The sequence below is a fragment of the Rhizobium sp. CIAT894 genome, from assembly GCF_000172795.2.
Lineage (GTDB): Bacteria > Pseudomonadota > Alphaproteobacteria > Rhizobiales > Rhizobiaceae > Rhizobium.
Map to the genome: position 1 here is coordinate 42,377 of NZ_CP020951.1, position 25,196 is coordinate 67,572.

Sequence of the window (25,196 nt, forward strand, 5' to 3'; positions counted from 1 at the left end):
CATCACACCTGCTCGGCAAGCAGCGCGGTGCGCTTGCCTTCCGTTTCGGTCACCGCGTCGGCGGGGATGTAGAAATCGCGCCGGTAGTTGAAGGTATGGCCGATCGCCACGACGAGCATGGCGACGAAGGAGACGACCACCAGCCACCACATGTACCAGATCAGGCCGAAGGCCAGCGCGACGCTGATGGCCGAAAGGATCGCGCCGGTGCCGGTGTTCTTCGGCATATGGATCGGCCGGAAACCTTCGAGCGGACGGGCATAGCCGCGGTTCTTCATGTCGTACCAGCTGTCATGGTCGTGCACGACGGGCGTGAAGGCGAAGTTGTAATCCGGCGGCGGCGAGGCCGTCGACCATTCCAGCGTGCGGCCATCCCAGGGATCGCCGCTGTCGTCGCGCAGTTCCTCGCGCTTCATGAAGCTGACGACGATCTGGATCAGGAAGGCGGCGATGCCGAGCGCGATCAGGCCGACGCCGAAGGCGGCGACGATGAACCAGATCTGCAGCGACGGGTCCTCGAACTGGCTCATGCGGCGGGTGACGCCCATCAGGCCGAGCACATAGAGCGGCATGAAGGCGAACCAGAAGCCGATCTGCCAGAACCAGAAGCTCAGCTTACCCCAGAAGGGATCGAGCTTGAAGCCGAAGGCCTTCGGGAACCAGTAGTTCACGCCGGCGAACATGCCGAAGAGAACGCCGCCGATGATGACGTTGTGGAAGTGGGCGATGAGGAACAGCGAATTGTGCAGCACGAAGTCGGCCGGCGGCACGGCGAGCATGACGCCGGTCATGCCGCCGATGACGAAGGTCACCATGAAGCCGACCGTCCACAGCATCGGCACTTCATAGCGGATACGGCCGCGATACATGGTGAAGAGCCAGTTGAAGATCTTCGCCCCTGTCGGGATGGAGATGATCATCGTGGTGATGCCGAAGAAGGAGTTGACTGAGGCACCCGAGCCCATGGTGAAGAAATGGTGCAGCCAGACGATGTAGGACAGGATCATGATCACGCAGGTAGCGTAGACCATCGAGGCGTAGCCGAACAGGCGTTTTCCCGAGAAGGTGGCGACGACTTCGGAGAAGATGCCGAAGGCCGGCAGCACCAGAATGTAGACCTCCGGATGGCCCCAGATCCAGATGAGGTTGATGTACATCATCGGGTTGCCGCCGAGGTCGTTGGTGAAGAAGTTCGTCCCGGCATAGCGGTCGAGCGACAGCAGCGCGAGTGTTGCCGTCAGGATCGGGAAAGAGGCGACGATCAGCACGTTGGTGCAGAGCGCCGTCCAGGTAAAGACCGGCATTTTCATGAAGGTCATGCCCGGCGCGCGCATCTTGACGATGGTGGCGATCAGGTTGATGCCCGAAAGCGTCGTTCCGACGCCGGCCACCTGCAGGCCCCAGATATAATAGTCGACGCCGACGCCCGGACTGTAGGCCGCGCCCGACAGCGGCGGATAGGCGAGCCAGCCGGTCTGGGCGAATTCGCCGATGAACAGCGACAGCATGATGATGACCGCGCCGGCGGTGGTCATCCAGAAGGAGAAATTGTTCAGGAAGGGAAAGGAGACGTCGCGCGCGCCGATCTGCAGCGGCACCACGAAATTCATCAGGCCGGTGACGAAGGGCATCGCCACGAAGAAGATCATGATGACGCCGTGGGCGGTGAAGACCTGGTCGTAATGGTGCGGCGGCAGGTAGCCTTCCGAGCCGTTGAAGGCGATCGCCTGCTGGATGCGCATCAGGATGGCGTCGGAGAAGCCGCGCAACAGCATGATGACGGCGAGGATCACATACATGATGCCGATCTTCTTGTGATCGACGCTGCAGATCCAGTCGCGCCAGAGCGGACCCCAGAACTTGAAATAGGTGATGGCGCCGAGCACCGCGAGACCGCCGATGACGACGCCGATGAAGGTCACGACCAGGATCGGCTCGTGATAGGGGATCGCATCGAGGGTCAACCGGCCGAAGACGAACTTCAGGAGGTCAGGATTGGAAAACATGGAACAACCCGTTCATTATGTCTTGCGACGCAAAGCGCCAGGTTAATTGTTGTTGTTGAGCTGCGCCGGCGCCGGATCGGCGCCATTGCTCATGCCGGGCATGGAATGGCCTTCATGCTGCATGCCCGTGCCGGGCGTGCTGTCCATGCCGGGCATGCCGGGCATGTCGTGCTGTATGCTGCTGTCGTCGCTATTGCCATCGGTGCTGCCGGCCGGTTCGCTGCGTGCCGGAGCACCCGTTGCCGGCACGGTGGCGGCCGGCGCCACGATGCCTTCCTCTGCATGGCGATGGTCATATTGCAGCTTCTCGCGATTCTCGGCGCTTTCCTTGCCGCCGCCGCCCATCATGTCGATGTGCATCATCTCGTTCATGCACATCTTGCCGGGAGTGGCGCACATGTTGAGGATGGCGTCGTAGAGGTCGGCGTCGGCGCCGGCATAATAGCGCACCGGTTCCTTCTCGCTCGGCTTTTCGAGCTTCAGATAGGCGTCGCGGTTGAGCATCGTTCCCTGCTGCTTGACCTTGGCCATCCAGGCGTCGAAGCCCTCGCGGTTGAGGCCATGGAACTTGAAGCGCATGTGCGAGAAACCGGCGCCGCTGTAATTGGCGGAAAAGCCTTCATATTCGCCTTCCCGGTTGATGACGGCGTGCAGCTTGGTCTCCATGCCGGGCATGGCGTAGATCTGGCCGGCAAGCGCAGGGATATAGAAGGAGTTCATCACCGAGGATGCGGTGATCTTGAAATTGATCGGCGTGTCCACCGGGGCAGCAAGCTCGTTGACGGTGGCGATGCCGAGTTCGGGATAGAAGAACAGCCACTTCCAGTCGAGTGCCACGACCTCGACGGTCAGCGGCTTGGTATCGGCCGGGATGGCGCGCTCGGCATCGAGGCGGTCGAGCGGGCGGTAGGGATCGAGCTTATGGGTGGAAATCCAGGTCACGGCGCCGAGCGCGATGATGATCGCCAGCGGTGCTGCCCAGATGATGATTTCGAGGCGGGTCGAATGGTGCCATTCCGGCGCATAGGTTGCGGCCGTGTTGGAGTGGCGGTAGCGCCAGGCGAAGAGCAGCGTCAGGAAGATCACCGGGATGATGATCAGAAGCATCAGCACCGTCGAGATGACGATGAGATCGCGCTGTTGCACGGCGATGTCGCCGGATGGCGCCATGACCACCATGTTGCATCCTGCCAGGAAAAGCAGCGGCAAGACGGATAGAAGGCGGGAAAACTTCACGAGTTTTGGCACGTCTCTAAGCTCTTGTTGTTTCGTTTGTTCCGCGACTAAAGCACTGAACCAGATCGCGACATGAGGCCTTTGGTCGCAGTGCAGCAAGCGTGCCGCACTGCGGCACAAATCTTGTGCGCTAGTGCTTTGAAATCCTGATGAAATCAAGAAGGATTTTTCGCCAGCGCGTGTTTCGGTCAATATATCCGCAAGAATCGGTCAGGCCAGCGCTCCCATGACAAATTACTGTCCGGATCACGCCAATTTTTTCCATCCGCGCTCAACCGCACTGATGAACTATTTACGTCTGACGCACTTGATAAGCCTGCCGGTTTGATCAAGATCAGGCTTGAGGCGCTTTGCCGGAAGCGCCTTAACGAGGAGGCGTTTTTCATGGCTACAACATCGCATTACGGACCGTCGTCGGCGTCGCTCGAACGCGACGCGCGGCGCATTCACGACGACAAGCCGGTTTCCCCGGGCAGCATCGCCATCGGCGTGGTGATCGGCCGCATGTCGGAATTCTTCGATTTCTTCGTCTACGGCCTTGCCTCCGTCCTGGTCTTTCCGCAACTGGTCTTCCCCTTTGCGCCGGACAGGCTGACGGCGACACTCTATTCCTTCGCCATCTTCTCGCTCGCCTTCCTGGCCCGCCCGGTCGGCTCCGTCGTGTTCATGACGATCGACCGGATGTACGGGCGCGGCACCAAGCTGACGATCGCGCTCTTCCTGCTCGGCGGCTCCACCGCCTCGATCGCCTTCCTGCCGGGTTACGAGGAGATCGGCGTCTGGTCGATCGCGCTCTTGGCGCTCTTCCGCCTCGGCCAGGGTTTTGCGCTCGGCGGCGCCTGGGACGGGCTTGCTTCGCTGCTGGCGCTCAACGCGCCGGCCAACCACCGCGGCTGGTATGCGATGATCCCGCAGCTCGGCGCGCCGATCGGCTTTGCGCTGGCCAGCACGCTGTTCGGCTATTTCGTCGCCAATCTTTCCAGTGAGGATTTCCTCTCCTGGGGCTGGCGCTATCCCTTCTTCGTCGCCTTCGCGATCAATGTCGTGGCGCTGTTTGCGCGTCTGCGCCTGGTCATGACCAAGGAATTCGGCACGCTGCTCGAACAGCACGAGCTGGAAGCCGCGCCGATCCTTGAGGTGCTGCGCGTTCACGGCCGCGACATCCTGATCGGCGCCTTCGTGCCGCTCGCCAGCTTCGCCATGTTCCACCTCGTCACCATCTTCCCGCTCGGCTGGATGAGCCTTTACGGCAACCAGCCGATCGGTGCCTTCATGGTGGTGCAGGTGGTCGGCGCCATGGTCGGCATAGTCGCCATCATCGCCTCGGGGCTGATCGCCGACCGCATCGGCCGGCGCGCCCAGCTTGCCATCTGCGCCGTCATCATCGCCGTCTTCAGCTTCGTCGGGCCGATCCTGATCGCTTCCGGCAATAATGGCCATGACGCCTTCGTCATCATAGGCTTCGGCGTGCTCGGCCTCTCCTTCGGCCAGGCGACCGGCTCGATCTCGTCGCGCTTCGGCCGCGGCTATCGTTATACTGGCGCCGCCTTCACCTCGGATCTCGCCTGGCTGATCGGCGCCGGCTTCGCACCGCTGGTGGCGCTCAGCCTCTCCAGCCGCTTCGGCCTGACCTTCGTCGGCTACTACCTGCTCTCCGGCGCCATCTGCACGCTGGCCGCACTCGCCTTCAGCAGGGCGCTGGAACAGCGGGAATAGTGTAAACGCAGCAGCACGCCGGGGGAGTCCGGCGCGCTGCTTCATCCTCAATGGTATCGAAGAGCGGCATTGCCGAATTGATGCAAGACTTATTGGTCGTTAGCGATATCCACGGGTTTCCCGAAACCTTTGCCGAACTATCGGATGTCGGGTGCTCCAAACACAGCCTGCTGGGCCTGGCCGAGCTCAGTGGTCGGCCCGGTCTGCGTGCAGACGAACTTCACCACCATCTCTTCAACGAAGACGGCATGCGGCATGCGATTCGGGCACTTCGCGAGGTTGACGGACGCAGGTGCTTGGGGGTTGGTTTCAGCGCCGGTGGAACCGCTTTGTGGCATGCGGTCAAAGAGGGTCTGGAGCTCCAGGCCCTGATCTGCGTGTCGTCAACCAGATTGCGCTTCGAAACGTCTCCATTGAATATCCCCACAATGGTAGTCTGGGGAGAGCTCGATCCATATCGGCCACCTGAAAGCTGGAACCACGCTGTTGCCCAGCATTGGAAAACCTACGCTGGCAAACAGCACGATTTTTACCGCATCGACACGCTTGCATGCGAATCGCCGCTACGGGCCGATATCGTCGCGTTCACCGAAGGCCGTTTCCTCTTTGCATAGCGCATATTTGTGGCGCTTCGGCCGGTGCCGGCCAGACACCAGGGTCTTGCGAACGTGCAGGCTTTCGTTTTCGGCTGCAAGCTCAATTGTTGAACGCATTGCAATCTATTATTAAATGCATATCCTGTCGACCGCAACGAGGATATGCCATGATCACGGAAACCATCGATCATTCGACGCTTTCCAGCCTTGTCGAAGCCGGCGCGGTCGATGCCGCGCATGTCGTCGGCAAAACCGGCGGCTGGTCCGTCGTCATCCGCTACGGCAAATCAGAGCGCACGCTCGCCGCCCAGCGCAGCCGGCAGGTGCGCCTGTTCAAGCGCATGGATACCCTCGTGTCCTATCTCAAGGATATCGGCATCTCGCAGTTCGATGTCGATGCGGCCGATTATGTCTCCGAGACGGCATTGCGGCCGGATCGGGCCGCGGCGCTGCGTCGGACCCATGAGGCGGCGGAATACGACAAATGGTTCCGCGAACAGGTCGAGGAGGCGATCCGGGAAGCCGATGATCCGAACGCGGTCTGGATCCCGCACGAAGTCGTCAAGGAAGAGATGGCGCGCGAACGGGCGGAACTGCTGGCGCGGCTTAAGGGCGAGAGCAAGTGAAGCTCGTCTGGCGTGCGAAAGCTGCATCCGATCGCAAAAGAGCCATTCAGTTTATCGCCGACCAGAATGTCGGCGCCGCGATAAGCCAACTTGATGAGATCGAGCGTCAGACCGATTTGCTCATCGATCAGCCGGAGATCGGCCGGCCCGGACGAATCGATGGAACGCGCGAACTGGTCATTTCACGCACATCTTTCATCGTGATCTATCGCGTCCGCCAAAAAGCCAAACAGGTGGAAATTTTGCGCCTCGTCCACGGCGCGCAAAAATGGCCGCCCAAACCTTGATTTGATACGTGCCCGAAAGCAAGAAACTCCTGGGAAGCTGCATAGTGATAGTTCGTTCAGAGTGGATGCCCTCCATCCGCGAAATCGATGAAGAGACGGCCATTTGCGCGATCGGCGACGTTCATGGACGCGCTGATCTTCTGAGAGAGATGCATCTCGGTATTGCGCACGAATTTCACCTCATTTCTCCGGGTGCTGCTCATTGCATCCATCTAGGCGATCTGATCGACCGGGGGCCGGAAAGCTTGCGGGCGCTGAGTTTAGCCATGCAGGGCATTCCCGGCGCGACCAACTGCACCCTCATTGGAAATCATGAACATCGATTGCTTCAGTTGCTTTGCGCACCTGACGCCAAGATGATGGATCGTTGGCTGGCGAATGGCGGTACCGAATTCTTTGAGGAACTCGGCGTTGACCCTCGCGGCCGATGGGAAGAGAGGGTGTCGGAGCTTCTGGGTGGCGATATGATTGAGTGGCTGCATTCGTTGCCGCTGAAGTTGCAGCTCGGAAAACTGCTTTTCGTCCATGCAGGCATCGACGTAGAGGTTCCGATCGATCGTCAGACCGCAGAAACGCTTGCGTGGATTCGCGAGCCTTGGCTTTCTTCCAAGGGGCCATATGAAAATGGCTTGGCTGTCATACATGGTCACACGCCCATCACAGAGGTCGTTCTCAGCAACCCGCACAGGATCAACCTGGATACCGGGGCTTGCGAAACAGGTGTTTTGAGCGCGCTTCTCATCCATGGCGGTCGAATGAAGCTCTTGCAGACCAGTCATTGAGGTCTGCCGCCGTCAGCTCCAACGCGCGGCTGCTGTGCCGCCCGCGGCCGAGCGGCGGCGAAGAAGCCGTCACTCGCGGACGGAAAGCTCCAAGCCGTGCTTGACCGTTTTAAGCGCGATCAGGCTCTTGTATTTTCGCACAAGCGCCTGCTGCTCATTCATGAGCCGGTCGACGAATTCATTGTATTCCTCGAGATTGCGGACGGCCACCAGCAGGACAAAGTCGACATCGCCGGTGACATACCAGCAGGATTGCACTTCAGGCGCCCGCTCCAGCCACCGCTGGAATTGATCCAGCGTATGGCGGTGTTCGTTCTGGATTTCGAGCTCGACCAGAATGGACAAGGTGCGATCGACGGCCTTCGGACTGACCACCGCCACGATCTTCTCGATCATCCCGTCCTGCTTCAGTCTGTTGATTCGGCGTTCGACGGCCGAGCTAGAAAGATTGACGGTGTCGGCGATGATCTTGCCGGGAATATCGGCATTTTCCTGGAGGATCGAAAGAATGGTTCGATCAATGTCATCCACAGCGTAAATCCAATTTCATACGCGGAAAATCCGCCGTAAATTATACAATGGCGCGGCTTTCCCGCGCATTAAATCAATACCATCTCTCCGTGACAAAATCCATTTTCACGGTTCACCCCTATGTCTGCACGTATTTCGCCGCGCGCCAGCGCTTTTTGCCATGCCGGCTTTCGCCACTATTGGATTGCCCGTTTCCTCGGCTGCTTCTCCGCTCAGATCATGGGTGTGTCGGTCGGCTGGCAGGTCTATGACATCACCCGCGACCCCTTCGATCTCGGCATGGTGGGCCTGACGCTGTTCCTGCCCGCCTTCCTGCTCGTGCTGGTGACCGGCGCCGTCGCCGACCGCTTCAACCGCGTGCTGATCATGACGGGCTGTATCGCCGGCGAGGGGTTGTGCGCGCTGGCCTTGCTGATGTTCACCGTGACAGGAGAGCACAGTGTGGTGCCGATCTTCTGTACCCTCGCCCTGCTCGGCACGCTGCGGGCTTTCTTCGGGCCGGCACTGCAATCCCTGATGCCCAATCTCGTGCCGGCGGAAGATCTCGCCAGTGCCATCGCCTGGGGCACGTCCTCTTGGCAGATCGCCACCGTGTTCGGGCCGGTCGCCGGTGGCCTGCTTTACGGCATCTCGCCGGAAGCGGCCTATATCAGTTCCTTCGTATTGCTTGCCGTCGCGGCCGCGCTGGCCCTTCGCGTTCCGGTGCAGGCGCATGTCGCCGCGGAAAGACCGAGCCTGGAGACGGTGGTCGCCGGATTCCGCTACATCTGGAAGGAAAAGATCGTGCTTGGCGCCATCTCCTTCGATCTTTTCGCGATGCTGCTCGGCGGCGCCTCGGCGTTGCTACCCGTCTATGCGCGCGACATTCTCACTGTCGGTCCATGGGGGCTCGGCCTTCTGCGCGCCGCACCCGGCATCGGCTCGATCCTGGTGGCAGCCTTGCTGCTGCGCCATCCCGTCAAAGACCATGCCGGCGTGATCATGTTCGTCTGCGTCGCCCTGGTCGGTGTCTTCATCATCGTGTTCGGCGCCTCGACCGAGGTCTGGTTGTCGGTGCTGGCGCTCGGCCTGATGGGTGGTTTGGATATGGTGAGCGTCTTCGTGCGCGAGACGCTGATCCAGCTCCGCACACCCGACGCCTTGCGTGGGCGCGTCAATGCGGTGAACATGGTTTTCACAGGCGCCTCGAACGAACTCGGCGAATTCCGCGCCGGCATCTCGGCCTCAGCTTTCGGCGCCGTGCCGGCAGTGATTATCGGCGGCGCGGCGACGATCGGGGTGTCGGCTTTGTGGTGGCATTTGTTTCCGCAATTGCGGAAGGCGCGGTCTCTGGGGGACGGACGCAGGGTTTCATCGCCTGTCGACGAAGGCGTGTGTTGCCCTCATCGCGGCGCCGCTAAAATCCCCGCTTGAAAACCCTACTGCGCCATCTGCGGCTGCTTTGCCGCCCGCGCCGCGGTCAGTTCCGCGGTGGTGTGGTTCAGGCGGTCGGCGAGCACGCGCATGATTTCCACGGCCATCTCCGGAAAGTCGCTCAGCAGCTTCAGGAAATGCTCCTTGCTGATGCGCAGCACCTCGAGCGGCGAGGTGGCGCGCACCGTTGCCGTGCGCGAGACATCGCAGAGGATGGCGATTTCGCCGACGATGGAATTGAGTTCGACATCGGCGACCTTGATCTCGCCGGCCGGCGAGGCGACGATGATATCGGCGCTGCCGGAAAGGATGACATAGGCGGCGTCGCCGACATCGCCCTGATGGAAGAGGTCCTGCCCGGCTTTGTAGGTCATGCGGTCGGAGGTGAAGGCCAAAAGCTTGAGCTTTGCTGGCGCAATCCTTGAAAAGATCGGCACCCGGCGCAGCATTTCCACTTCGTCTCTCAACAGCATGAGCGTTTCAATCCCCTGCCGCATGGTTCTTGGAACCAGGCGTCTTCAAATTCCGGGCATTCCCCCGGGAACGCCTACCATCGCCGCCCCAATAGAATATTACGATAACAGTTCCTTGAACATACCGTTTTTCTCGGAAAGTTCCGGATAGTTTCCGGCTTCCGCCAGCCCGCCGCGGTCGAAGAGCAGGATTCGGTCGAACAGCTCGGCGAGGCGCGCATTGGAGAGCACCCAGATGATCGCCGGGCGCTCGCCTTCCTTATGCAGGTCTTCGACGATGTTGCGGGTGATCTGATCCTGAACGCGCTGGTCGAGCGCCGACAGCGGCCGGTTGAAGATGAAATAGTCCGAGCGTTTCAGCAGCGCGCGGGCAAGGTTGAGCTTCTGCCGCTGCACCATGGTCAGCCGCTTGCCGCCGGAGCCGACGTCGAATTCGAGCCCGATCGCCAGCACGTCGTCATAAAGGTCGAGCGCGTCGAAGAGTTCGCCCATGATGGCGCGGATGCGATCGGAGGCGTCGGCCTGCTGATAGGCGATACGGCCGAAGAGCACATTGTCCATCAGGCTTGCCGACGGGGTGAAGCGCTCGGCGTCGTAACGCTCGATCAGCTCGGCGAGATCGGCCGGAATATGCTCGTGGAACTGCTTGCGGGCGCTGACGATCTTGGCCATCAGCTCGTCGGTCAGCAGGCCGAAGCGGTGGCGCGGCTCGATATAGGCAAAGCTCAGCCGGATAATGGCCGACCGTTCCTCGGGCGTGGCGTCCTCGAAGCGGCGGCTTTGCAGCTTCTGCAGCAGCGCCTGATAGGTCGGAATGTCGTCCGCCGTCATGAAGGTCAGCTGCTGGAAGAAGGGATGGTCCGGCGGCAGATCATGGAAGAGTTCCACCGCATTCTCGGCGATTTCGAGGCCCATGGCGTAGAGATCGGTGCTCAGGCCCGTTTCGCGGAACAGCTGCTGGAAATAGGGATGGGCGGCCAGTCTGCGATTGGTCATCAGCGGCCGCTTCATCGTGCCGAAGAGCAGGTTTTCGCCAACCGTTGCCTGGGCGTTATAGGCGTCGAAATCGAAAGGCACGACGATGCCGTCGAGACCCTCGTCGCGCAGCCGGTCTCTGAGCGAGGCGCGCAGCGCCACGACATGATCGCTGACCGCCACATGCACGTCGGTATTGACGTTCGAGCGCAGCGCCAGGTCAAGGATATCCTGCGAGATCAGCACCGCGTCGAGCACCGGCCGGATCGCTTTCAACAGGTCCTCGGGCCCGTTGGCGCCGGCCGCCTTGTAATCCACCCAGTCGCTGTTGAGGTCGAGCGTCGGATTGCCGGCCTTCACCGCCTCGATGGAGTGCCATTTATATTCCTGCGCCTCCTTCTCGTCATAGACGGCATCGGTCATCGGCGCATGCTTGAGGCCATAGAGCAGATTGCTGGCGAGCGAGCCGTGGAAGAAGAACGTATCGGCCGAGGCATAGGAAATACGCCGGCCGGTGATCGATTCCGGTAATTCCAGCAGGTCACGGCCGTCGATGGTGATGCGGCCGGAATCCGGCCATATCATGCGTCCGAGCGCTTCGGCAAAGGCCTCCGCGCCGCTGCCGTTCGGGCCGACGATCGCCACCGTCTCGTTCGGCTTGATCTCGACGGAAACGTGATCGACCAGGCGGGCGCCGCTGTCGTCGGAGAGCGAGAGGTTGGTGACGACGAGCGCGCTCGTCAGGGCGCCGACGGGGGCGATCGCGAGTTCCTGGATGCGGCTGTCGATCAGCGGCTCGACGTTGAACTGCTCATAGACCTGCTGGTATTTCACCTGCACGTCCTGGCGCATCTGATCCCAGTCGATCAGTTCCTTGAGCGGCCCGGGCAGGTCCTTATAGGCCGAGATGACGGCGACGAGCTGGCCGATATCGAGCCGGCCCTGCAGCGCCAGGTAGCCGCCGATCGCGTAAAACAGGAAAGGCGTGACCTGGGCGAGGAAATTGTTGATGAACTTCACCAGGAATTTCCACTGGTAAAGGTCGTAGCGGATCGAGAAGATCCGGCCAAGCCGCGAGGCGATGTCGGCGCGTTCGAGGTTGGATGTGTCGTTGCCGTGGATCGTGCCGATGCCGTCGACGATTTCGCCGACGCGGCCGGACAGTTCGCGCGCCGTCAGCTGTCGCTGGCGGCCGAGATCCAGCAGGCGCTTGCGCATGCGGGGAATGACGACAGCCTGGACGCCGACGATACCGGCGGCGATCATGCCGAGCCAGAAATTCTGCACGATGATGAAGGCGAGCGCCGTGATCGCCTGGCCGCCGAGAAGGGCAGGCGAAACGAAGGCATCGCCGGTGAAGCCGCCCATCGGCTCCACCTCGTCCTTGATCATGGTGGCGATTTCGGCCGATTTCACCCGCTTGAAATGGGCGGGCGGGAACCGCAGCACCCGGTCGATCAGCTCGAAGCGAATGCGGCGCAGCATGCGCTCGCCGAGCCGGCCCTTATAGGTGTTGATGTAGAACTTGAAGAGGCCGTTCAGCACCACCAGCGCCAGAAACACCAGGCTGAGGGCCATCAGCATCTGGAAGCGGTTGAGCTGCAGGCCTTGAAAGAATTCGACATGGCCGATCAGCGGAATGTCGTAGGCGATGTGCATGAAGGTCTGCCTGGCGCCCGGGCCTTCGAAACCGTCGCCCTGGATCGGTCCGTTGACGATCTGCTTCGGCAGATCGAAGGACAGGAAGTAGGGGATCATCGAGGCGGCGACGACAGCCAGAATCCACAGCTGCTGCAGCCGCGTGTTCTTCCAGATGTAGCGGGCGAGGCTTTTTTCCATGGCTAACCGTCAGCTTGCTGGGAAATTCCGGGGGCCGGGATGAGGAGGATTCTTAAGAACAGGACCATGCAGCCGGACCGCCGATATCGCAATAAAAACAAGGCGAAGCGACCGGCTGCAGACGTGCCGATTCTCGCCGGAATATTGCTTATATCACAGGAATTTCGGATTACAGCGCCGCGCGTCTGAAAAGACGCCCAAAGGAGGCTGTAGGGCTTGCAATTGCTGGATAATTTTATCCCCGAACAGGTCCGTAATCATGCCGGGATCGGCGCTGCGAGCAAAGAAACCCCCGGAAAAATCCGGGGGCCGGTCATTGGTCCGGGCGGTCAGGTTCATGCCGCGACGTCGCGAAGCATGGTATTTGAATCGGCATGGCTCATCGCTTCCGCGATCATATCGGCATCCTCATCGCCGATGCCGAACAAACCGAAGCGGAGCTGATAGCCCCAATTGGGGCCGACCCTCGTGAAGGCGAGCCGGCCGAGCAGCGACCGGATCGAGGTTTCCTGCGCAGGCTACCAGTCGACATCCCGCCGCCAGGGCCTGAAACCGCTTTCCATCTCCACCTGATAAGGCGCGCTGTCGCGGGCCACGCCGATCGCGGTGAAAGCCTGCAGGCGGTCGTTACCGCCAAAGGCGACGCTGGGCGAATAATAGATCACACGATCCCCAGGCGTGATCCGCCTGAGGGGTGACGCCTTGCCGTGACAGACCTGCATGAAGCCGGCTCGACGGCCGATGCGGACATGCTCTGCCGAAGCGACGGCGATCCAGGCCTTGGCCATGGCTCAAACCTCCGTCACGGTGTAGACGCGCAGGCGGTGCCCATCGGGATCGGCGGCGACGAAGCTTCGGCCGAAATCGAGATCGGTCGGCGCCATGACGATATTCGCGCCCTTGGCCTGCCAATCGGCGTGAGTCGCATCGACCATGTCGGTGACGGCGACCTTGAACCCAATTTCAGAGCCGCCGCCCGCCGCTGCCGGCGCGGGCTCGACGCCCGCCTTGCCCCAGAGACCGAGCCCCAGGCCGGAGGGCAAGATGAACATGGCGAAGGTCTCGCTCGCTTCGACGGGCTCCTTCCCGAGCAGATTGGCGTAGAAACGGGCGCTCGCCGGCGCGTCGGTCACGTAGAGAAGAATGCTGTTGCTGGCGGTCATAAGGATCTCCTGTTGTTCGTTGGACAGCAGAAGTTTATGACCCGACACTGCCAAATTCTGGCAGTATCATCCGTCTCGATGCGATATTGGCCCCCGAACATTGAAGTGGCACAGATATACGGTATGGTGATGCGGGCGGCGTTTGCCATTGCGGTACGACCTTCCCGAAAATGCACACTGGCTGCCAAGATCAACAGACGGGCAACGGACGGTCGGTCGCCGGCCGACTGCGGTTCATCCCCCCGTAACGTTTTTCATGACGGCTCGCTGCATCGAACGCGGTGTCAGGCGATTTGAAAATATGATGATCTTGTTCATGAACCCTGGGAGGACGGATGCTTTTCCTTTCGCAAGCGCCCGCAGACCGGTTTCGGCGGTCGGATGAGGCTTCATCGTTAGAAAACGCAGCAACGGTGACACAGGCGCGCTGGCTGCTGAAAAGGCACACAAGTTACCAACATCAACAGGCCGGCGACAGAGGCGTCTGTCGCCGGCGGATTTGCAGGACTAAGCTCCGTCACGGATGAGGCCTGGTTTTCATCGACAGTGCATGTTGGTCGGGGACGTGTGGGACATGCATCGTCAAACTGCAGTTGCTGCGGCTGTAACACAGCGTCGCGCGTGGCATCCACGAACGTCCCCGCCGTTCGTATATCATGCGTGGGGCTCCTCCCATGTCAGGCAGCAACATCTTATCGGGAGAACTCCTTTGCGTGAAGCTTGACGAACTGGTGCATACTCGTCGGCTCCCTCCCAACGAGCTCCGCGAAATCATCGGTCAGTCGATTGTATCGACCCTGCTGATGAAGTTTGGCCATCGTGGCCAAATGGCTGATGACATGGGCCGGCACTCCCCGTTCGCGCAATTTGTCGGCCCAGGCCGCGATCGGCACGTCCCGATACCGGATGGTCCGCCCAAGCGCGTCGGAGAAGTTTTTCGCGTAGTGGTGCAGATCAGCGGTGACCTGACCTGTCAGATTGTAGATGCGACCGATGTACGGGGTCGGTTCGGCCAGTATCGTTGAGACGGCGTCGGCTATGTCGATGGAGGAGATTGGTGAGGTGATGCTGTTGCCAAGCGGCAGGATCAGCTCGTCATTCTCCCGAACCCCGGCGGCGGCGAAGAACAGGAAAAACCCTTCCATGAAGACCGTTGGCCGTACAGTGACCACCGGCAGGCCCGACCATTGGAGCGCCTGCTCGGCCAGCCAGTGCTGCTTTTGCTGCGGGCTATCGGTCGTTTCGGTGATGCTCATTTGCGAGACCGTCATCTGCGACATGTTCACAAATACCTCAACCCCATGATGGCGAGCGATAGCCGCGGTGTTGACGGTTGCTTCGAGATAGGATGGCGACACGGACATGCCGAAATAGATTCGTGAAACACCTTCTATGGCGCGATGCATGGAGGGGAGGTCTGTCAGGTCGGCGACGACGACTTCAGCGCCGAGATCGCGCAACGCTGCCGAGCGGTCATCCTCCCGCCGCACCAGGGCGCGGACGTAAAATCCTCTGGCCAGGAGGGTGGTCGTTACATTGCGGCCGATTGCCCCAACGGCGCCCGCGGCGCCTGTCACAAGGATAGGGCGGTCATCTTTCTTGTCCATTCATTCCTCACTGTGTCTGTCGGGATCGGAGTGCGAGGCTCGATTCCGTCTGTTGCCGGCCGATTGCAGAGCTAAGCTCCCGTAACGTTTTTCATGACGGCTCGCTGCATCGAACGCGGTGTCAGGCGATTTGAAAATATAATGATCTTGTTCATGAACCCTGGGAGGACGGATGCTTTTCCTTTCGCAAGCGCCCGCAGACCGGTTTTGGCGACCGGACGAGGCTTCATCGTCAGAAAACGCAGCAACGGTGACACAGGCGCGCTGGCCGCTGCATCGAATCCTGTTTCGGTGTGGCCTGGGCAAAGGCAGGTGACAGTTACGCCGCGAGGGCGCAGCTCGTCGTGCAAAGCTTCTCCAAAAGAAAGGACGTAAGACTTCGTAGCGGCATAGGCGGCAAACCCGGGAACAGGCTGGAATGACAGAATGCTCGCAATGAGGAGAATCTGTCCGGCCCCACGGGCTGCCATATCCTGCCCGAAGATAAAGCTCAGTTCCGTCACCGCCGTGATGTTGAGCTGCATCATATCGGTCGTGCGCTCCAGTGGGGTGTCCAAAAAGTCCCCATGCAGCCCGTACCCGGCATTGTTCACCAGAATATCGATCTGCAGCGACTTGTCGTCCAGACTGCTTTTCAAGCGGGCCGCAGCACCAGGGGCTGCAAGATCGATCGGTTCGACCACGATCTCGACACCATATTTCTGTCGAAGCTCTGTGGCGAGCTTCTCCATCGGCTCCCTGCGCCGGGCGGCGAGCACAAGATTTACCTTCTGCGCTGCCAAGAGTTCGGCATATTCGAGACCCATGCCGCTGGACGCACCGGTGATCAGGGCCCGCTTCGCTGCGGCACCATTCGGTTTTCCTACGAGGGACGTTTGCGTTTCCGCGTTAACAACATTTTGCATTGGTTTTCCTTTCAATTGCATGGATATTTCGGAGGAGCTGACACGAGGTCGTGCTGGTTCGCCCCTGCAAAGTTGAATCTTCACCGGAGCATGACGTTCAGGATGCGCTCGGTCAGCTTTCCGTATGGGGGGTGGAACAGTTTGACGGCGTTCCACCGTCCCTGCTCATAGATGCCCTTGGCATGGCTCAGTCGCCTGAAGCCCTCAACGCCGTGATAGGCGCCAATCCCGCTGGCGCCGACGCCGCCGAAAGGCAAGTCGTCCTGCGCGACATGCATGATGGTACCGTTGACCGTGACGTTGCCCGATGTCGTGCGGTCGAGCACCTTGCGTCGGTCCGCATCGTCTCCGCCGAAATAGTAGAGTGCGAGTGGTCGCGGCCGGGCATTCACATAGGCGATCACTTCATCGATGTCTCGATAGGGAAAAATCGGCAGGATCGGACCGAATATCTCCTGGTGGGCGATTTTCATCTCATCGGTGACGCCCAGCACTACCGTCGGCGCGAGCGTATGCGGACGGCGGGCGGCGTCACCGGGCCGGTGCCCGACCTCGATGATCTGCGCTCCGTGTCCACGCGCATCCTCGATCAGGTCTATCAGGGTTCCATACTGACGGTCGTTGACGATCGACGTGTAATCCTCGCTGGTTGGGCCGTCTGGGTAGGCGGCCTTGACCAGCCTGTCATAGCTGTCAACGAACGCGTTGATTTCAGATTCATGCACCAAGGCGTAGTCGGGAGCGATGCAGGTCTGCCCGCCGCTGAGGAGCTTCCCCCAGACGATGTCAGACACGGTGCGGTCCTGAACACCGCCCTTGGCGACAATGGTCGGAGACTTGCCGCCAAGTTCGAGCGTAACGGGAACGAGGTTTTCGCTCGCTGCTTTCATAACCGCGCGTCCCACGGCGGTGCTACCGGTGAAGACAAGATGATCGAATGGCAGTGCTGAGAATGCGGAACCGTCACCGTTGACAAGGGCAACCTGTTCTTCCGTGAAGAGTTCGCCAAGCATCGAGGCGAGCACGTCATTGGTCGCCGGTGTGAGCTTGGAGGGCTTAAGCATGACGCGGTTTCCCGCAGCGATCGCGGTAACCAGCGGCATCAGTGAGAGGTGGATGGGGTAGTTCCAAGGCGCGATGACGCCAACGACGCCAACGGGCTGATACTCGATCCAGGCCCGGCCGAATTGCATCAGGAGTGAGACATGACGGCGCTCAGGCCGCATGAAGCGGCGCAGGTTCTTGCTGAGGTAGTCGATGCCAGCGGCCACACCGAAGATTTCCATGATCGCTGTCTCGTGCTGCGCACGATGCCCAAAGTCACAAGCGACAGCCGCCTCAAGGGCCGCGCGGTGACCGATCAGCGCCTGCTTCAGTTTAGCGAGATCGGCGCGACGATGAGCGAGTGATGGCGCTCCGTCGCGCAGGAACGCGGCGCGTTGGCGAGTGAGAAGGCTGTCCATATGATCGGCGTCGGTGATTTTTGCTATGGCGTTCATGGCGCACTCCGATGTAGACAAACGAAACATTGAGCTTTATATAAGCCGCAATGTTACCACTGTCAACAATGTATCCATGAGAAACTTTATCGCCATGACAAACGTCCAAAATCGCCCCTATCATCACGGAGATCTCCGCCGCACGATTATCGAAACGGCGCTGGACATGCTCCGAGATGACAAGAACTGGCAATTTACGCTGCGCGAGGTGGCTCGGCGGGCTGGGGTCAGCCACGCTGCGCCCTACAAACACTTTCCGGACAAAGCAGCTCTGCTCGTCGAACTCGCCATGATTGGATTTGATCGACTACGCGAAGCACTAGCGGGGGCGAAACCCCAAGCCCCCCAATCTCTGCTCGAAGAATTCATGCCGATATCTCTGGCATATGTCGCGTTCGGAACCGATAACCCGGCCTTATATCGCCTGATGTTCAGCGCGGAGGAGGGACGCTCCGTAGGAATGCATCTCGATCAAAGGGCGCTCGCTGTATTCGACGTCGTGCTGGACATGCTCGGACGCGGTCAGGCTGCTGGCACCATTCGTAAGCGGCCAGTCAGGGGACAGGCGACCGCCGCATGGGCGCTTGTTCACGGCATCACCTTGCTCGCGATCGATGGCCTTCTGGTGCCAGAAAAGGTCGGATCGGCGCCAGTGGACGCAGCCATTGCAACTCTGGTGGAAGGGCTGGCAATCCCGCAACCGAACACCTAGAGCGGTCTTGCCCAGGCGCTCCGGCAGATGGGCCGGCTCGCGAGCGGACACTGTTCACCCTCGATTGGATCAACGACGAGGACTTGCGCAAGACAACGACCGCGGAGCTAAACAGAGGCGAAAGCCTGCCGTATATCTGTGCTCTTTTAATGTTCAGGGGTCGATATTCCCTGGATCTGCCGCCATTGTTTCAGCAGCGCCTGCCGGCGCTTGGGATAACGTGCGTCGAGCACTTGCGCATGAACGATTCGATCCGTGCGAAACGAGCGGAAATCCTGGCGGAGTTCGCACCAGCCAAGGAGGAGGCGCACCTGGTCGAAAAAGGCGAGCGCGAAGGGCCAGACCACACGCTCCGACGCCACGCCGGCGCCGTCGCTATAGGACAGCGAAAGCTTGCGTTCGGTGCGGATCGCCTTGCGCAGCAGTGCCGGATCGACCGAGTCGACGGGGATTTTGACGCCAGGCCCCACCAGAAGGGCGGAGGCATCCAGCGCGTCGCGCAATTCGGGCGGCAGCACGGCGGCGATCCGCGCCAGCGCATTGCGCGCCGCATCGCGTAAGTGATCGTCCCCTCTGTCCGCCACCCATCGGGAGCCGAGCACGAGCGCTTCGATTTCCTCAGGCGGAAACATCAGCGGCGGCAGCAGAAATCCCGGTTTCAGGACATAACCGACGCCCGGTTCGCCTTCGATCGCCGCACCTTGGGCCTGAAGGCTAGCGATATCCCGGTATAGGGTGCGGATGCTGACGCCGATCTCATCGGCCAGCACCCCGCCACTGACCGGCCGGCGGTGTCGGCGCAATACCTGGAGAAGGTCGAGGAGGCGTTCGGAACGGGACATGAGTAAGCTTATACAGGCTTGCTGCTGCCAGATACTGGCAGGATGAGATTTGCCCGGTTTTGCACGACACCGTGCGCCATTTCTTTAGCCGCCTAAGCTCATTGATATCGTCAAATCTTCGAATTGCCGTCCAGCATGGAGCGAATGATGCCGGCGGTTTTCTCCGCGCCGTCGAGATCGAGCGAGACCGTCCGGCGGCGCGGTGCGGCGAGCGCCTTTTCGACCGCCTCTTTCACATGGTCCGGCGTCAGTCCCGTTTCCGGCAGGATGTCGGCGAGACCAAGCGCCCGCAGCCGTTCGGCGCGCACCGTCTGCTCGGTCTCGCCGCCGGCGACGAAGGGGATGAGGATCGCCCGGCATTCGGTGCGCAGGAGGTCGCAGACCGTGTTGTAGCCTGCCTGCGAGATCGACACTTTGGCGCCGCGCAGCAGCGAGGGAAAATCCTTGCGGAAGCGCACCAGCGTCACGTTTGGGGCGGCGTCCTGCGACAGCGTGGCGAAATCGGCTTCCGGCAGGTTCGGGCCTGCGATCAGCAGCCAGCGCAGATCGGCCGGCAGCAGGGCCGCCGCCGCCTTCGCCGCGCCGATCAACTCGGCGCCGACCGCGCCGCCGCCCGCCGAGGCGATTATGTCGAAGGTTTCAGTCGGTTCCGGCGCCGGCGGGGCTGCGACAAGGCCGGTATAACGCAGCCTGTCGGCAATCTCTGCCGTCAGCGGGAAAGTGTCCTCTAGCCTGACGAAATCGGGATCGCCGTGGACGAGCACGGCGTCGAAATGCTCCTTGACCAGGGCTGCGGTCTCCGCGTCGCGGCCGGCCTTGCGGTTTTCCTGCAGGATGTCGCGCACCGAGCTCAGGAGTTTCGGCCGCGGCTCGGCCTTTTCGATTGCCGCGAGCAAGGGCAGCAGTTCGAAGCGCATCTGCCGCCGGCCGAAGGGGAAGGCTTCGATGATGACGACATCGGGCGTGGCGGCATGAAAGGCCTCGAGCAGCAGCTCGCGGCGGGTGCCAAGGAAATCCTCGCCGACCGGGCTGCCATCGGCATCGGCGAGGCCGGAAAAGCCGGCATTGCTGGCAACGACCGCCGGCAGCGCCACGGTCTTGACGCCCTCACCGGGAAAACCCGGCACCGGCAGGCCGCCGGTGACGACGGTGACGTCGAAGCCGTCCTTGACCAGCGCGTTGGCGATGCGGCTGGCGCGGGCGATATGGCCGATGCCGAGCAGGTGCTGGACGTAGAAGAAGATACGCGGTGCCGTCATGAGGCCTTCTGCCATTCGGCCTCGAACAGGCCGGTAAGCTGTCTGATGCTGGAGTGATAGTCGAAATCTTCGCGCACCCGGCTTTCGGCGGCATCGCCCAGGCGCTGGCGCAGCGCCGGGTCGCGGATCGCCGCTTCCAGGGCTCTCGCAAGCAGCGCCGGATCCTCCGGCGGCACAACGAGACCGTTTTCACCGTTCTTCAGGAGTTCCGGCACGCCGGATACTTCGGTCGAGACGCAGACGAGCCGCTGGCTCGATGCTTCCACAAGGACGTTCGGCAGGCCGTCGCGGTCGCCATTGGCGGCGACCCGGCAGGCCAGCGCAAAGAGATCGGCGCGGCGGTAATGATCGAGCACGTCTTCCTGCGCCAGGGCGCCCTTCCAGACGATGCGACCGGAGAGGCCGAGTTCGTCGGCCAGCGCCTTCAGTTTCGCAAGCTCCTCGCCGCCGCCGATGTGGTCCATGCGCCAGTGCAGGTCAGCGGGCAGCAGCGCCAGCGCCCGCAGCAGCACGTCGTAGCCCTTCTTCTCGACGGCTCGGCCGACGCTGAGGATGAAGGCCGGGTCGTCGGGGTTGGTGCCGGTACGGTCCGAACGCGCGCCGGCAAAATGGCCGAAACGGGCGAGATCGAGGCCGTGATAGCTTAGGTGCACCGCATCCTTGCGGGATGTCAGGCCCCGCATGTGCTCGTAGCCTGTCCTGGTGCAGGTGACCGCCCAGCGGGCGCTGCCGAGCTTCTCGTTGAGCTCCCAGTCCGGCGACGTCCAGATGTCCTTGGCGTGTGCCGAGCAGGTCCAGGGCGTGCCGGTGAGGATGCTCGCATATTCCGTCACCGACGCCGGCGTGTGGATGAAATGGGCATGCAGCCATTGCCCGCCGTCAGGCCATTCGCGCGCCAGCACCAGCGCCTGGCCGAGACGGCGGAAGCGGTTGCGCGAGATGTCGCGCTTGAGGTCGGCGAGGAAACGTTTGATCAGCGCCTTGAAGCCGGGTTTCGAAAAACCGGCGACGAGGCCCTTCAGCACGCGGATCGGCTCCTCATGCAGATATTCCGGCAGGTAGACGACGCGCGCTCGGATCTCGTCATGGACGGGGTGGCGCTTCTTGTCGGTCGGCCGGCGCATCGAAATCAGCGTCAGGTCGAAGCCGGCCTTTTCCAAGCCGAGCAGCTCCTGGGCGATGAAGGTTTCCGAAAGGCGGGGATAGCCTTTCAGAACGACGAGGATCTTGCGGCGTGGCGGCAAGGCTGTGCCCTATTCTGCGACGAGGGCAAGGTGGCTGGCGCGGCCGTCGATCCATCGGCCGACGGTCTGCGAAATATGATCGAGCCCTTCGAGGTGCATATTGCTGCCGCTCTTCGACGGCGGCAGGCGGGAAGGCAGACGCTTCAGCGCCTCGGACATGATGGTGGGATCGGCCGATTGGTCCGGCAGCAGCATATCGACGAGGCCGAGCGCGCTTGCCCGCTGGGCACGAAGCAGCTGTTCCTCGCGCGGCTTGACCCGCGGCACGATGAGGGCCGGCTTGTCGAAGGAGAGGATCTCGCAATAGGTGTTGTAGCCGCCCATGGCGACGACGCCGATGGCGCCGTCGATCAGCTCTTCCATGTGGTTGTCGAACTCGATCACCTCGATATAGGGAATGGCTTCGCCCTTCTGCACCAGCTTGGCGCGCTCGGCGGCCGGCATATAGGGCCCGAGCACGACGAGCGCCTTCTGCGTCAGCGTCGGATCGGCCTCATAGGCGTTCATCACGTCATGGACGAGATCGGAGCCGTCGCCGCCGCCGCCTGTGGTGACGAGGATGTAATTGTCCTTGCGGGCGTTGATCGAGGTCTTGCCCTTGGAGACGCTGCGCTGCAGGAAGCCGACGAAATCCATCTTCCGGCGCAGGCTGGCCGGGACGTCGAGGCCGACAAGCGGATCGTAAAAATCAGGCGGACCATAGACCCAGACGCTGTCGTAATATTGGTCGATCTTCTGCATGATGCCGTTCTTCTTCCACTCGGCCTCGAGCAGATGCGGCGCGTCCATGATCTCGCGCAGGCCGAGCACCAGCACAGAGCCGCGGGCCTTGAGATAGGCGAGCGTATCCTCGACCTCGCCCTTCAGCCCCATCGGCTCCTTGTCGACGATGAAGATATCGGGCTGGAAGGTTTCGGCCGTGTGGCGGATGCTCGATTCGCGCATCTTCAGCGTCTCGTGCAGGTCGATATGGCTGGCGAGCGACGTATATTCGCCGTTGCGCAGCTTGATGACGCTCGGGATCTTCACGAAATCGACACGGGCGCGGTAGTCGAAGGCGCCGGCGATCGTGGCGCCCGAAATGATCAGGATGTTGAGGCCGCGATAATCCTCGACCAGCGCATGGGCGATGGTGCGACAGCGGCGCAGGTGGCCGAGACCGAAGGTGTCGTGGCTGTACATGAGGATGCGTGCATCTTCGAGACGTCTGGCCATGGGCGTTTCCTCTGGGGCGAGCAACATGTTTAGCACCCCCACCGTCCGGAGGCCATGAGGCGGGAGCGATGCCGTGAGGCACCGCCGGGTTTTCTGCTATTTGTAGGGATCTGCCGCATCACGCAAGCCGTCTCCCAGAAAGTTGAACGCCAAAATGACAAGAACAACAGGAATGATCGGATAGAGCAGCCAAGGATAAAAGGCGATGACGCTGACGCTTTTCGCCTCGGTCAGCAGAATACCCCAGCTGGTGATCGGCGGGCGAAGGCCGAGGCCGAGGAAGGAGAGCGCGGTCTCGCCGAGGATCATGCCGGGGATCGAAATCGTCGCCGACGCAATGAGATGCGACATGAAACCCGGCACCAGATGCCGGCCGATGATGCGCGGCGTGCTGGCGCCCATCAGCTGTGCCGCCTGCACGTAATCTTCCTCGCGCAGCGCCAAAAGCTTGGAGCGCACGGCACGCGCCAGCCCGGTCCAGTCGATGATGCCGAGGATGACGGTGATGCCGAAATAAATGACGATCGGGCTCCAGGTCACCGGCATGATGGCGGCCAGCGCCATCCACAGCGGCAGGCTCGGCAGCGACTGCAGCACTTCGATCAGGCGCTGGACGATGAGATCGAAAATACCGCCCCAGTAGCCGGCGAGGCCGCCGATGACGATGCCGAGCACGAAGCTGATCGAAATGCCGATCAGACCGATCGTCAGCGAGATCCGCGCGCCGTAGAGGATGCGCGAGAGCACGTCGCGGCCGAGCCGGTCGGTGCCGAGCAGGAACATCTGGCCGCCGATCGCCGGGCAGACCAGATGATAGTTCGAAGCGACGAGGCCCCAGAATTTATAGGCGTCGCCGCGGCAGAAGAAGCGGATCGGCTGCACGTCGTTCGGCCTGTCGGTATAGACGCGGTGCAGCGTGTCGAGATCGAGCGTCATGCTGCGGCCGTAGACAAAGGGTCCGACGAATTCACCCTTGTTGAAGAAATGGACGCTTTGCGGCGGCGCATGGATGAAATCGACATTGCGCGTGTGCAGGCCCCGTAGGGCGCCAGGAACTCGACGATCAGGATCATCAGGTAGACGGCGGCGAGAAAGATGCCGGAGATCAAGGCCAGCCGGTGCTGCTTGAACTTCCACCACATCAGCTGCTTCTGCGAGGCGAGATGGATGCGCGATTGCGCCGCCGTCATGGTTTCGGTCGCATGCGGATCGAAAGGCGCCGTCGAGACGTAATGGGGAAGCGGCGCGCCGGGTGCGGGAAGGGGCGACATTATTTGGTGCTCCTGCCTTGCAGACGGATGCGGGGATCGAGGAAGCCGAGCGCGATGTCGGAGATCAGCACGCCGATGACGTTGAGGAAGGCCAAAAACATCAGGAAGGAGCCGGCCAGATACATGTCCTGGCTCTGCAGCGCCTTGATCAGCATCGGTCCCGTCGTTTCCAGCGACAGCACGATGGCGACGATCTCGGCGCCCGAGATGATCGACGGCAGGATCGAGCCGATATCGGCGACGAAGAAGTTGAGCGCCATGCGCAGCGGATATTTGAGCAGCGCCCGCATCGGATGCAGGCCCTTGGCGCGGGCAGTCGTCACATACTGCTTCTGCATCTCGTCGAGCAGATTGGCGCGCAGTCGCCTGATCATGCCGGCCGTGCCGGCGGTGCCGACGATGATCACCGGGATCCATAGATGAGAGAGGATCGACCGCGCCTTCTCCCAGCTCATCGGCGCCGAGATATATTGCTGGTCCATCAGATGACCGATCGAGATGCCGAACCAGATATTGGCGAAATACATCAGGATCAGAGCCAGCATGAAGTTCGGAATGGCGATGCCGAGCAGGCCGAGGAAGGTCAGCCCGTAATCGCCCCAGCTGTACTGGTGCGTGGCCGAATAGATGCCGATCGGAAAGGCGATCAGCCAGGTGAGCAGGATGGTGGTGAAGGAGACGAGGATCGTCAGCCAGAGGCGATCGCCGACCACGTCGGAGACCGGCAGCTGGTATTCGAAGGAATAGCCGAAATCGCCGTGCAGCATGCCGCCGACCCAGTAGAAATAGCGCACGATCTCCGGCTTGTCGAAGCCGTATTGCTGGCGCATCTCCTCGATTTCCTGGAGGTTGGCGGTTTCGCCGGAGGCGCGCAGCTCGGCGATCTGGCTCTCGAAGAAATCGCCCGGCGGCAGCTCGATGATGGTGAAAACCAGCGCCGAAATGACGAAGAGTGTCGGCACCATGGCGGCGATACGCCAGAGAATATATCTGAGCACG

The 25,196-nt window shown here is 61.3% G+C and carries 22 protein-coding genes and 3 pseudogenes; 7 read left to right on the plus strand and 18 right to left on the minus strand.

Going from position 1 to position 25,196, the window contains the following annotated elements; genetic code table 11:
* Positions 1 to 2: 2 nt before the first annotated feature.
* Positions 3 to 2,006 (minus strand): cytochrome o ubiquinol oxidase subunit I, encoded by a 2,004-nt coding sequence (cyoB, locus tag RHEC894_RS26495; protein ID WP_085739729.1) that lies wholly within the window; start codon positions 2,004 to 2,006, stop codon positions 3 to 5.
* A gap of 42 nt (positions 2,007 to 2,048) precedes the next feature.
* Positions 2,049 to 3,254, minus strand: a complete 1,206-nt coding sequence (gene cyoA / locus RHEC894_RS26500; RefSeq protein ID WP_085739730.1) for a ubiquinol oxidase subunit II — start codon at positions 3,252 to 3,254, stop codon at positions 2,049 to 2,051.
* A gap of 372 nt (positions 3,255 to 3,626) precedes the next feature.
* On the opposite strand from cyoA, the gene RHEC894_RS26505 reads away from it, so the two are divergent.
* The 5 genes from RHEC894_RS26505 to RHEC894_RS26525 all read left to right on the plus strand — a co-directional run bounded on the left by RHEC894_RS26505 (position 3,627) and on the right by RHEC894_RS26525 (position 7,249).
* Entirely contained in the window at positions 3,627 to 4,958 is a 1,332-nt protein-coding gene (locus RHEC894_RS26505; RefSeq protein WP_085740120.1) for an MFS transporter, read from the plus strand.
* A gap of 50 nt (positions 4,959 to 5,008) precedes the next feature.
* Positions 5,009 to 5,572 (plus strand): hypothetical protein, encoded by a 564-nt coding sequence (locus RHEC894_RS26510; protein WP_010068751.1) that lies wholly within the window; start codon positions 5,009 to 5,011, stop codon positions 5,570 to 5,572.
* A gap of 149 nt (positions 5,573 to 5,721) precedes the next feature.
* Positions 5,722 to 6,180 carry a hypothetical protein gene (locus RHEC894_RS26515; RefSeq protein WP_085739731.1) on the plus strand — a complete coding sequence of 153 codons (459 nt, stop codon included), beginning with the start codon at positions 5,722 to 5,724 and terminating at the stop codon, positions 6,178 to 6,180.
* Positions 6,177 to 6,467 carry a type II toxin-antitoxin system RelE/ParE family toxin gene (locus RHEC894_RS26520; protein ID WP_085739732.1) on the plus strand — a complete coding sequence of 97 codons (291 nt, stop codon included), beginning with the start codon at positions 6,177 to 6,179 and terminating at the stop codon, positions 6,465 to 6,467. The genes RHEC894_RS26515 and RHEC894_RS26520 overlap by 4 nt, the downstream gene beginning before the upstream one ends.
* A 44-nt stretch (positions 6,468 to 6,511) precedes the next feature.
* A complete protein-coding gene (locus tag RHEC894_RS26525; protein ID WP_245339573.1) occupies positions 6,512 to 7,249 on the plus strand; it encodes a metallophosphoesterase in 738 nt (245 codons plus the stop codon).
* Positions 7,250 to 7,318: 69 nt separating this feature from the next.
* Here the strand turns inward: RHEC894_RS26525 and RHEC894_RS26530 are convergent, their stop codons facing one another.
* The gene (locus tag RHEC894_RS26530) at positions 7,319 to 7,780 is read right to left on the minus strand and encodes an Lrp/AsnC family transcriptional regulator (RefSeq protein WP_010065903.1); all 462 of its coding nucleotides are present in this window, start codon (positions 7,778 to 7,780) and stop codon (positions 7,319 to 7,321) included.
* Positions 7,781 to 7,900: 120 nt separating this feature from the next.
* Here RHEC894_RS26530 and RHEC894_RS26535 point away from each other — a divergent pair, with 120 nt between their 5' ends.
* Entirely contained in the window at positions 7,901 to 9,193 is a 1,293-nt protein-coding gene (locus RHEC894_RS26535) for an MFS transporter (protein WP_085739733.1), read from the plus strand.
* A 5-nt stretch (positions 9,194 to 9,198) separates the two neighbouring features.
* Here the strand turns inward: RHEC894_RS26535 and RHEC894_RS26540 are convergent, their stop codons facing one another.
* The 9 genes and pseudogenes from RHEC894_RS26540 to RHEC894_RS26570 all read right to left on the minus strand — a co-directional run bounded on the left by RHEC894_RS26540 (position 9,199) and on the right by RHEC894_RS26570 (position 17,654).
* The gene (locus RHEC894_RS26540; RefSeq protein WP_085740122.1) at positions 9,199 to 9,666 is read right to left on the minus strand and encodes a cyclic nucleotide-binding domain-containing protein; all 468 of its coding nucleotides are present in this window, start codon (positions 9,664 to 9,666) and stop codon (positions 9,199 to 9,201) included.
* A gap of 99 nt (positions 9,667 to 9,765) precedes the next feature.
* Positions 9,766 to 12,480, minus strand: a complete 2,715-nt coding sequence (locus RHEC894_RS26545; protein WP_085739734.1) for an ABC transporter ATP-binding protein — start codon at positions 12,478 to 12,480, stop codon at positions 9,766 to 9,768.
* Between the two features lie 153 nt (positions 12,481 to 12,633).
* Positions 12,634 to 12,819 carry a hypothetical protein gene (locus tag RHEC894_RS32725; RefSeq protein WP_125460998.1) on the minus strand — a complete coding sequence of 62 codons (186 nt, stop codon included), beginning with the start codon at positions 12,817 to 12,819 and terminating at the stop codon, positions 12,634 to 12,636.
* Positions 12,816 to 13,268: pseudogene (locus RHEC894_RS26550) on the minus strand (EVE domain-containing protein). The gene RHEC894_RS32725 and the pseudogene RHEC894_RS26550 overlap by 4 nt, the downstream one beginning before the upstream one ends.
* Positions 13,269 to 13,271: 3 nt before the next feature.
* Positions 13,272 to 13,643, minus strand: a complete 372-nt coding sequence (locus RHEC894_RS26555) for a VOC family protein (RefSeq protein ID WP_085739735.1) — start codon at positions 13,641 to 13,643, stop codon at positions 13,272 to 13,274.
* Between the two features lie 234 nt (positions 13,644 to 13,877).
* Positions 13,878 to 14,081, minus strand: a pseudogene (locus RHEC894_RS33645) (short-chain dehydrogenase); the annotation flags it as partial.
* A gap of 254 nt (positions 14,082 to 14,335) precedes the next feature.
* Positions 14,336 to 15,250 carry an NAD(P)H-binding protein gene (locus RHEC894_RS26560; protein ID WP_085739736.1) on the minus strand — a complete coding sequence of 305 codons (915 nt, stop codon included), beginning with the start codon at positions 15,248 to 15,250 and terminating at the stop codon, positions 14,336 to 14,338.
* 71 nt (positions 15,251 to 15,321) lie between these two features.
* Positions 15,322 to 16,155, minus strand: a complete 834-nt coding sequence (locus tag RHEC894_RS26565; protein ID WP_085739737.1) for an SDR family oxidoreductase — start codon at positions 16,153 to 16,155, stop codon at positions 15,322 to 15,324.
* A gap of 80 nt (positions 16,156 to 16,235) precedes the next feature.
* Positions 16,236 to 17,654, minus strand: coding sequence for a coniferyl aldehyde dehydrogenase (locus RHEC894_RS26570; RefSeq protein ID WP_085739738.1), 1,419 nt, complete (start codon positions 17,652 to 17,654; stop codon positions 16,236 to 16,238).
* Between the two features lie 94 nt (positions 17,655 to 17,748).
* Between RHEC894_RS26570 and RHEC894_RS26575 the strand changes: the two genes are divergently transcribed.
* The gene (locus tag RHEC894_RS26575; protein ID WP_085740123.1) at positions 17,749 to 18,366 is read left to right on the plus strand and encodes a TetR/AcrR family transcriptional regulator; all 618 of its coding nucleotides are present in this window, start codon (positions 17,749 to 17,751) and stop codon (positions 18,364 to 18,366) included.
* Between the two features lie 146 nt (positions 18,367 to 18,512).
* Here the strand turns inward: RHEC894_RS26575 and RHEC894_RS26580 are convergent, their stop codons facing one another.
* From RHEC894_RS26580 to RHEC894_RS26605, 6 genes and pseudogenes are all read right to left on the minus strand, one after another.
* Entirely contained in the window at positions 18,513 to 19,208 is a 696-nt protein-coding gene (locus RHEC894_RS26580; RefSeq protein WP_085739739.1) for a YafY family protein, read from the minus strand.
* Positions 19,209 to 19,318: 110 nt separating this feature from the next.
* On the minus strand, positions 19,319 to 20,467 hold the full coding sequence (locus RHEC894_RS26585) for a glycosyltransferase (RefSeq protein ID WP_085739740.1): 1,149 nt from the start codon (positions 20,465 to 20,467) through the stop codon (positions 19,319 to 19,321).
* Positions 20,464 to 21,711 carry a glycosyltransferase gene (locus RHEC894_RS26590; protein ID WP_010066869.1) on the minus strand — a complete coding sequence of 416 codons (1,248 nt, stop codon included), beginning with the start codon at positions 21,709 to 21,711 and terminating at the stop codon, positions 20,464 to 20,466. Before RHEC894_RS26590 ends, RHEC894_RS26585 begins: the two co-directional genes overlap by 4 nt.
* Before the next feature lie 9 nt (positions 21,712 to 21,720).
* On the minus strand, positions 21,721 to 22,926 hold the full coding sequence (locus RHEC894_RS26595) for a glycosyltransferase family protein (protein WP_085739741.1): 1,206 nt from the start codon (positions 22,924 to 22,926) through the stop codon (positions 21,721 to 21,723).
* A 96-nt stretch (positions 22,927 to 23,022) separates the two neighbouring features.
* Positions 23,023 to 24,197: pseudogene (locus tag RHEC894_RS26600) on the minus strand (ABC transporter permease).
* On the minus strand, positions 24,197 to 25,195 hold the full coding sequence (locus RHEC894_RS26605; RefSeq protein WP_085739742.1) for an ABC transporter permease: 999 nt from the start codon (positions 25,193 to 25,195) through the stop codon (positions 24,197 to 24,199). Before RHEC894_RS26605 ends, RHEC894_RS26600 begins: the two are co-directional and overlap by 1 nt.
* Position 25,196 lies beyond the last annotated feature (1 nt).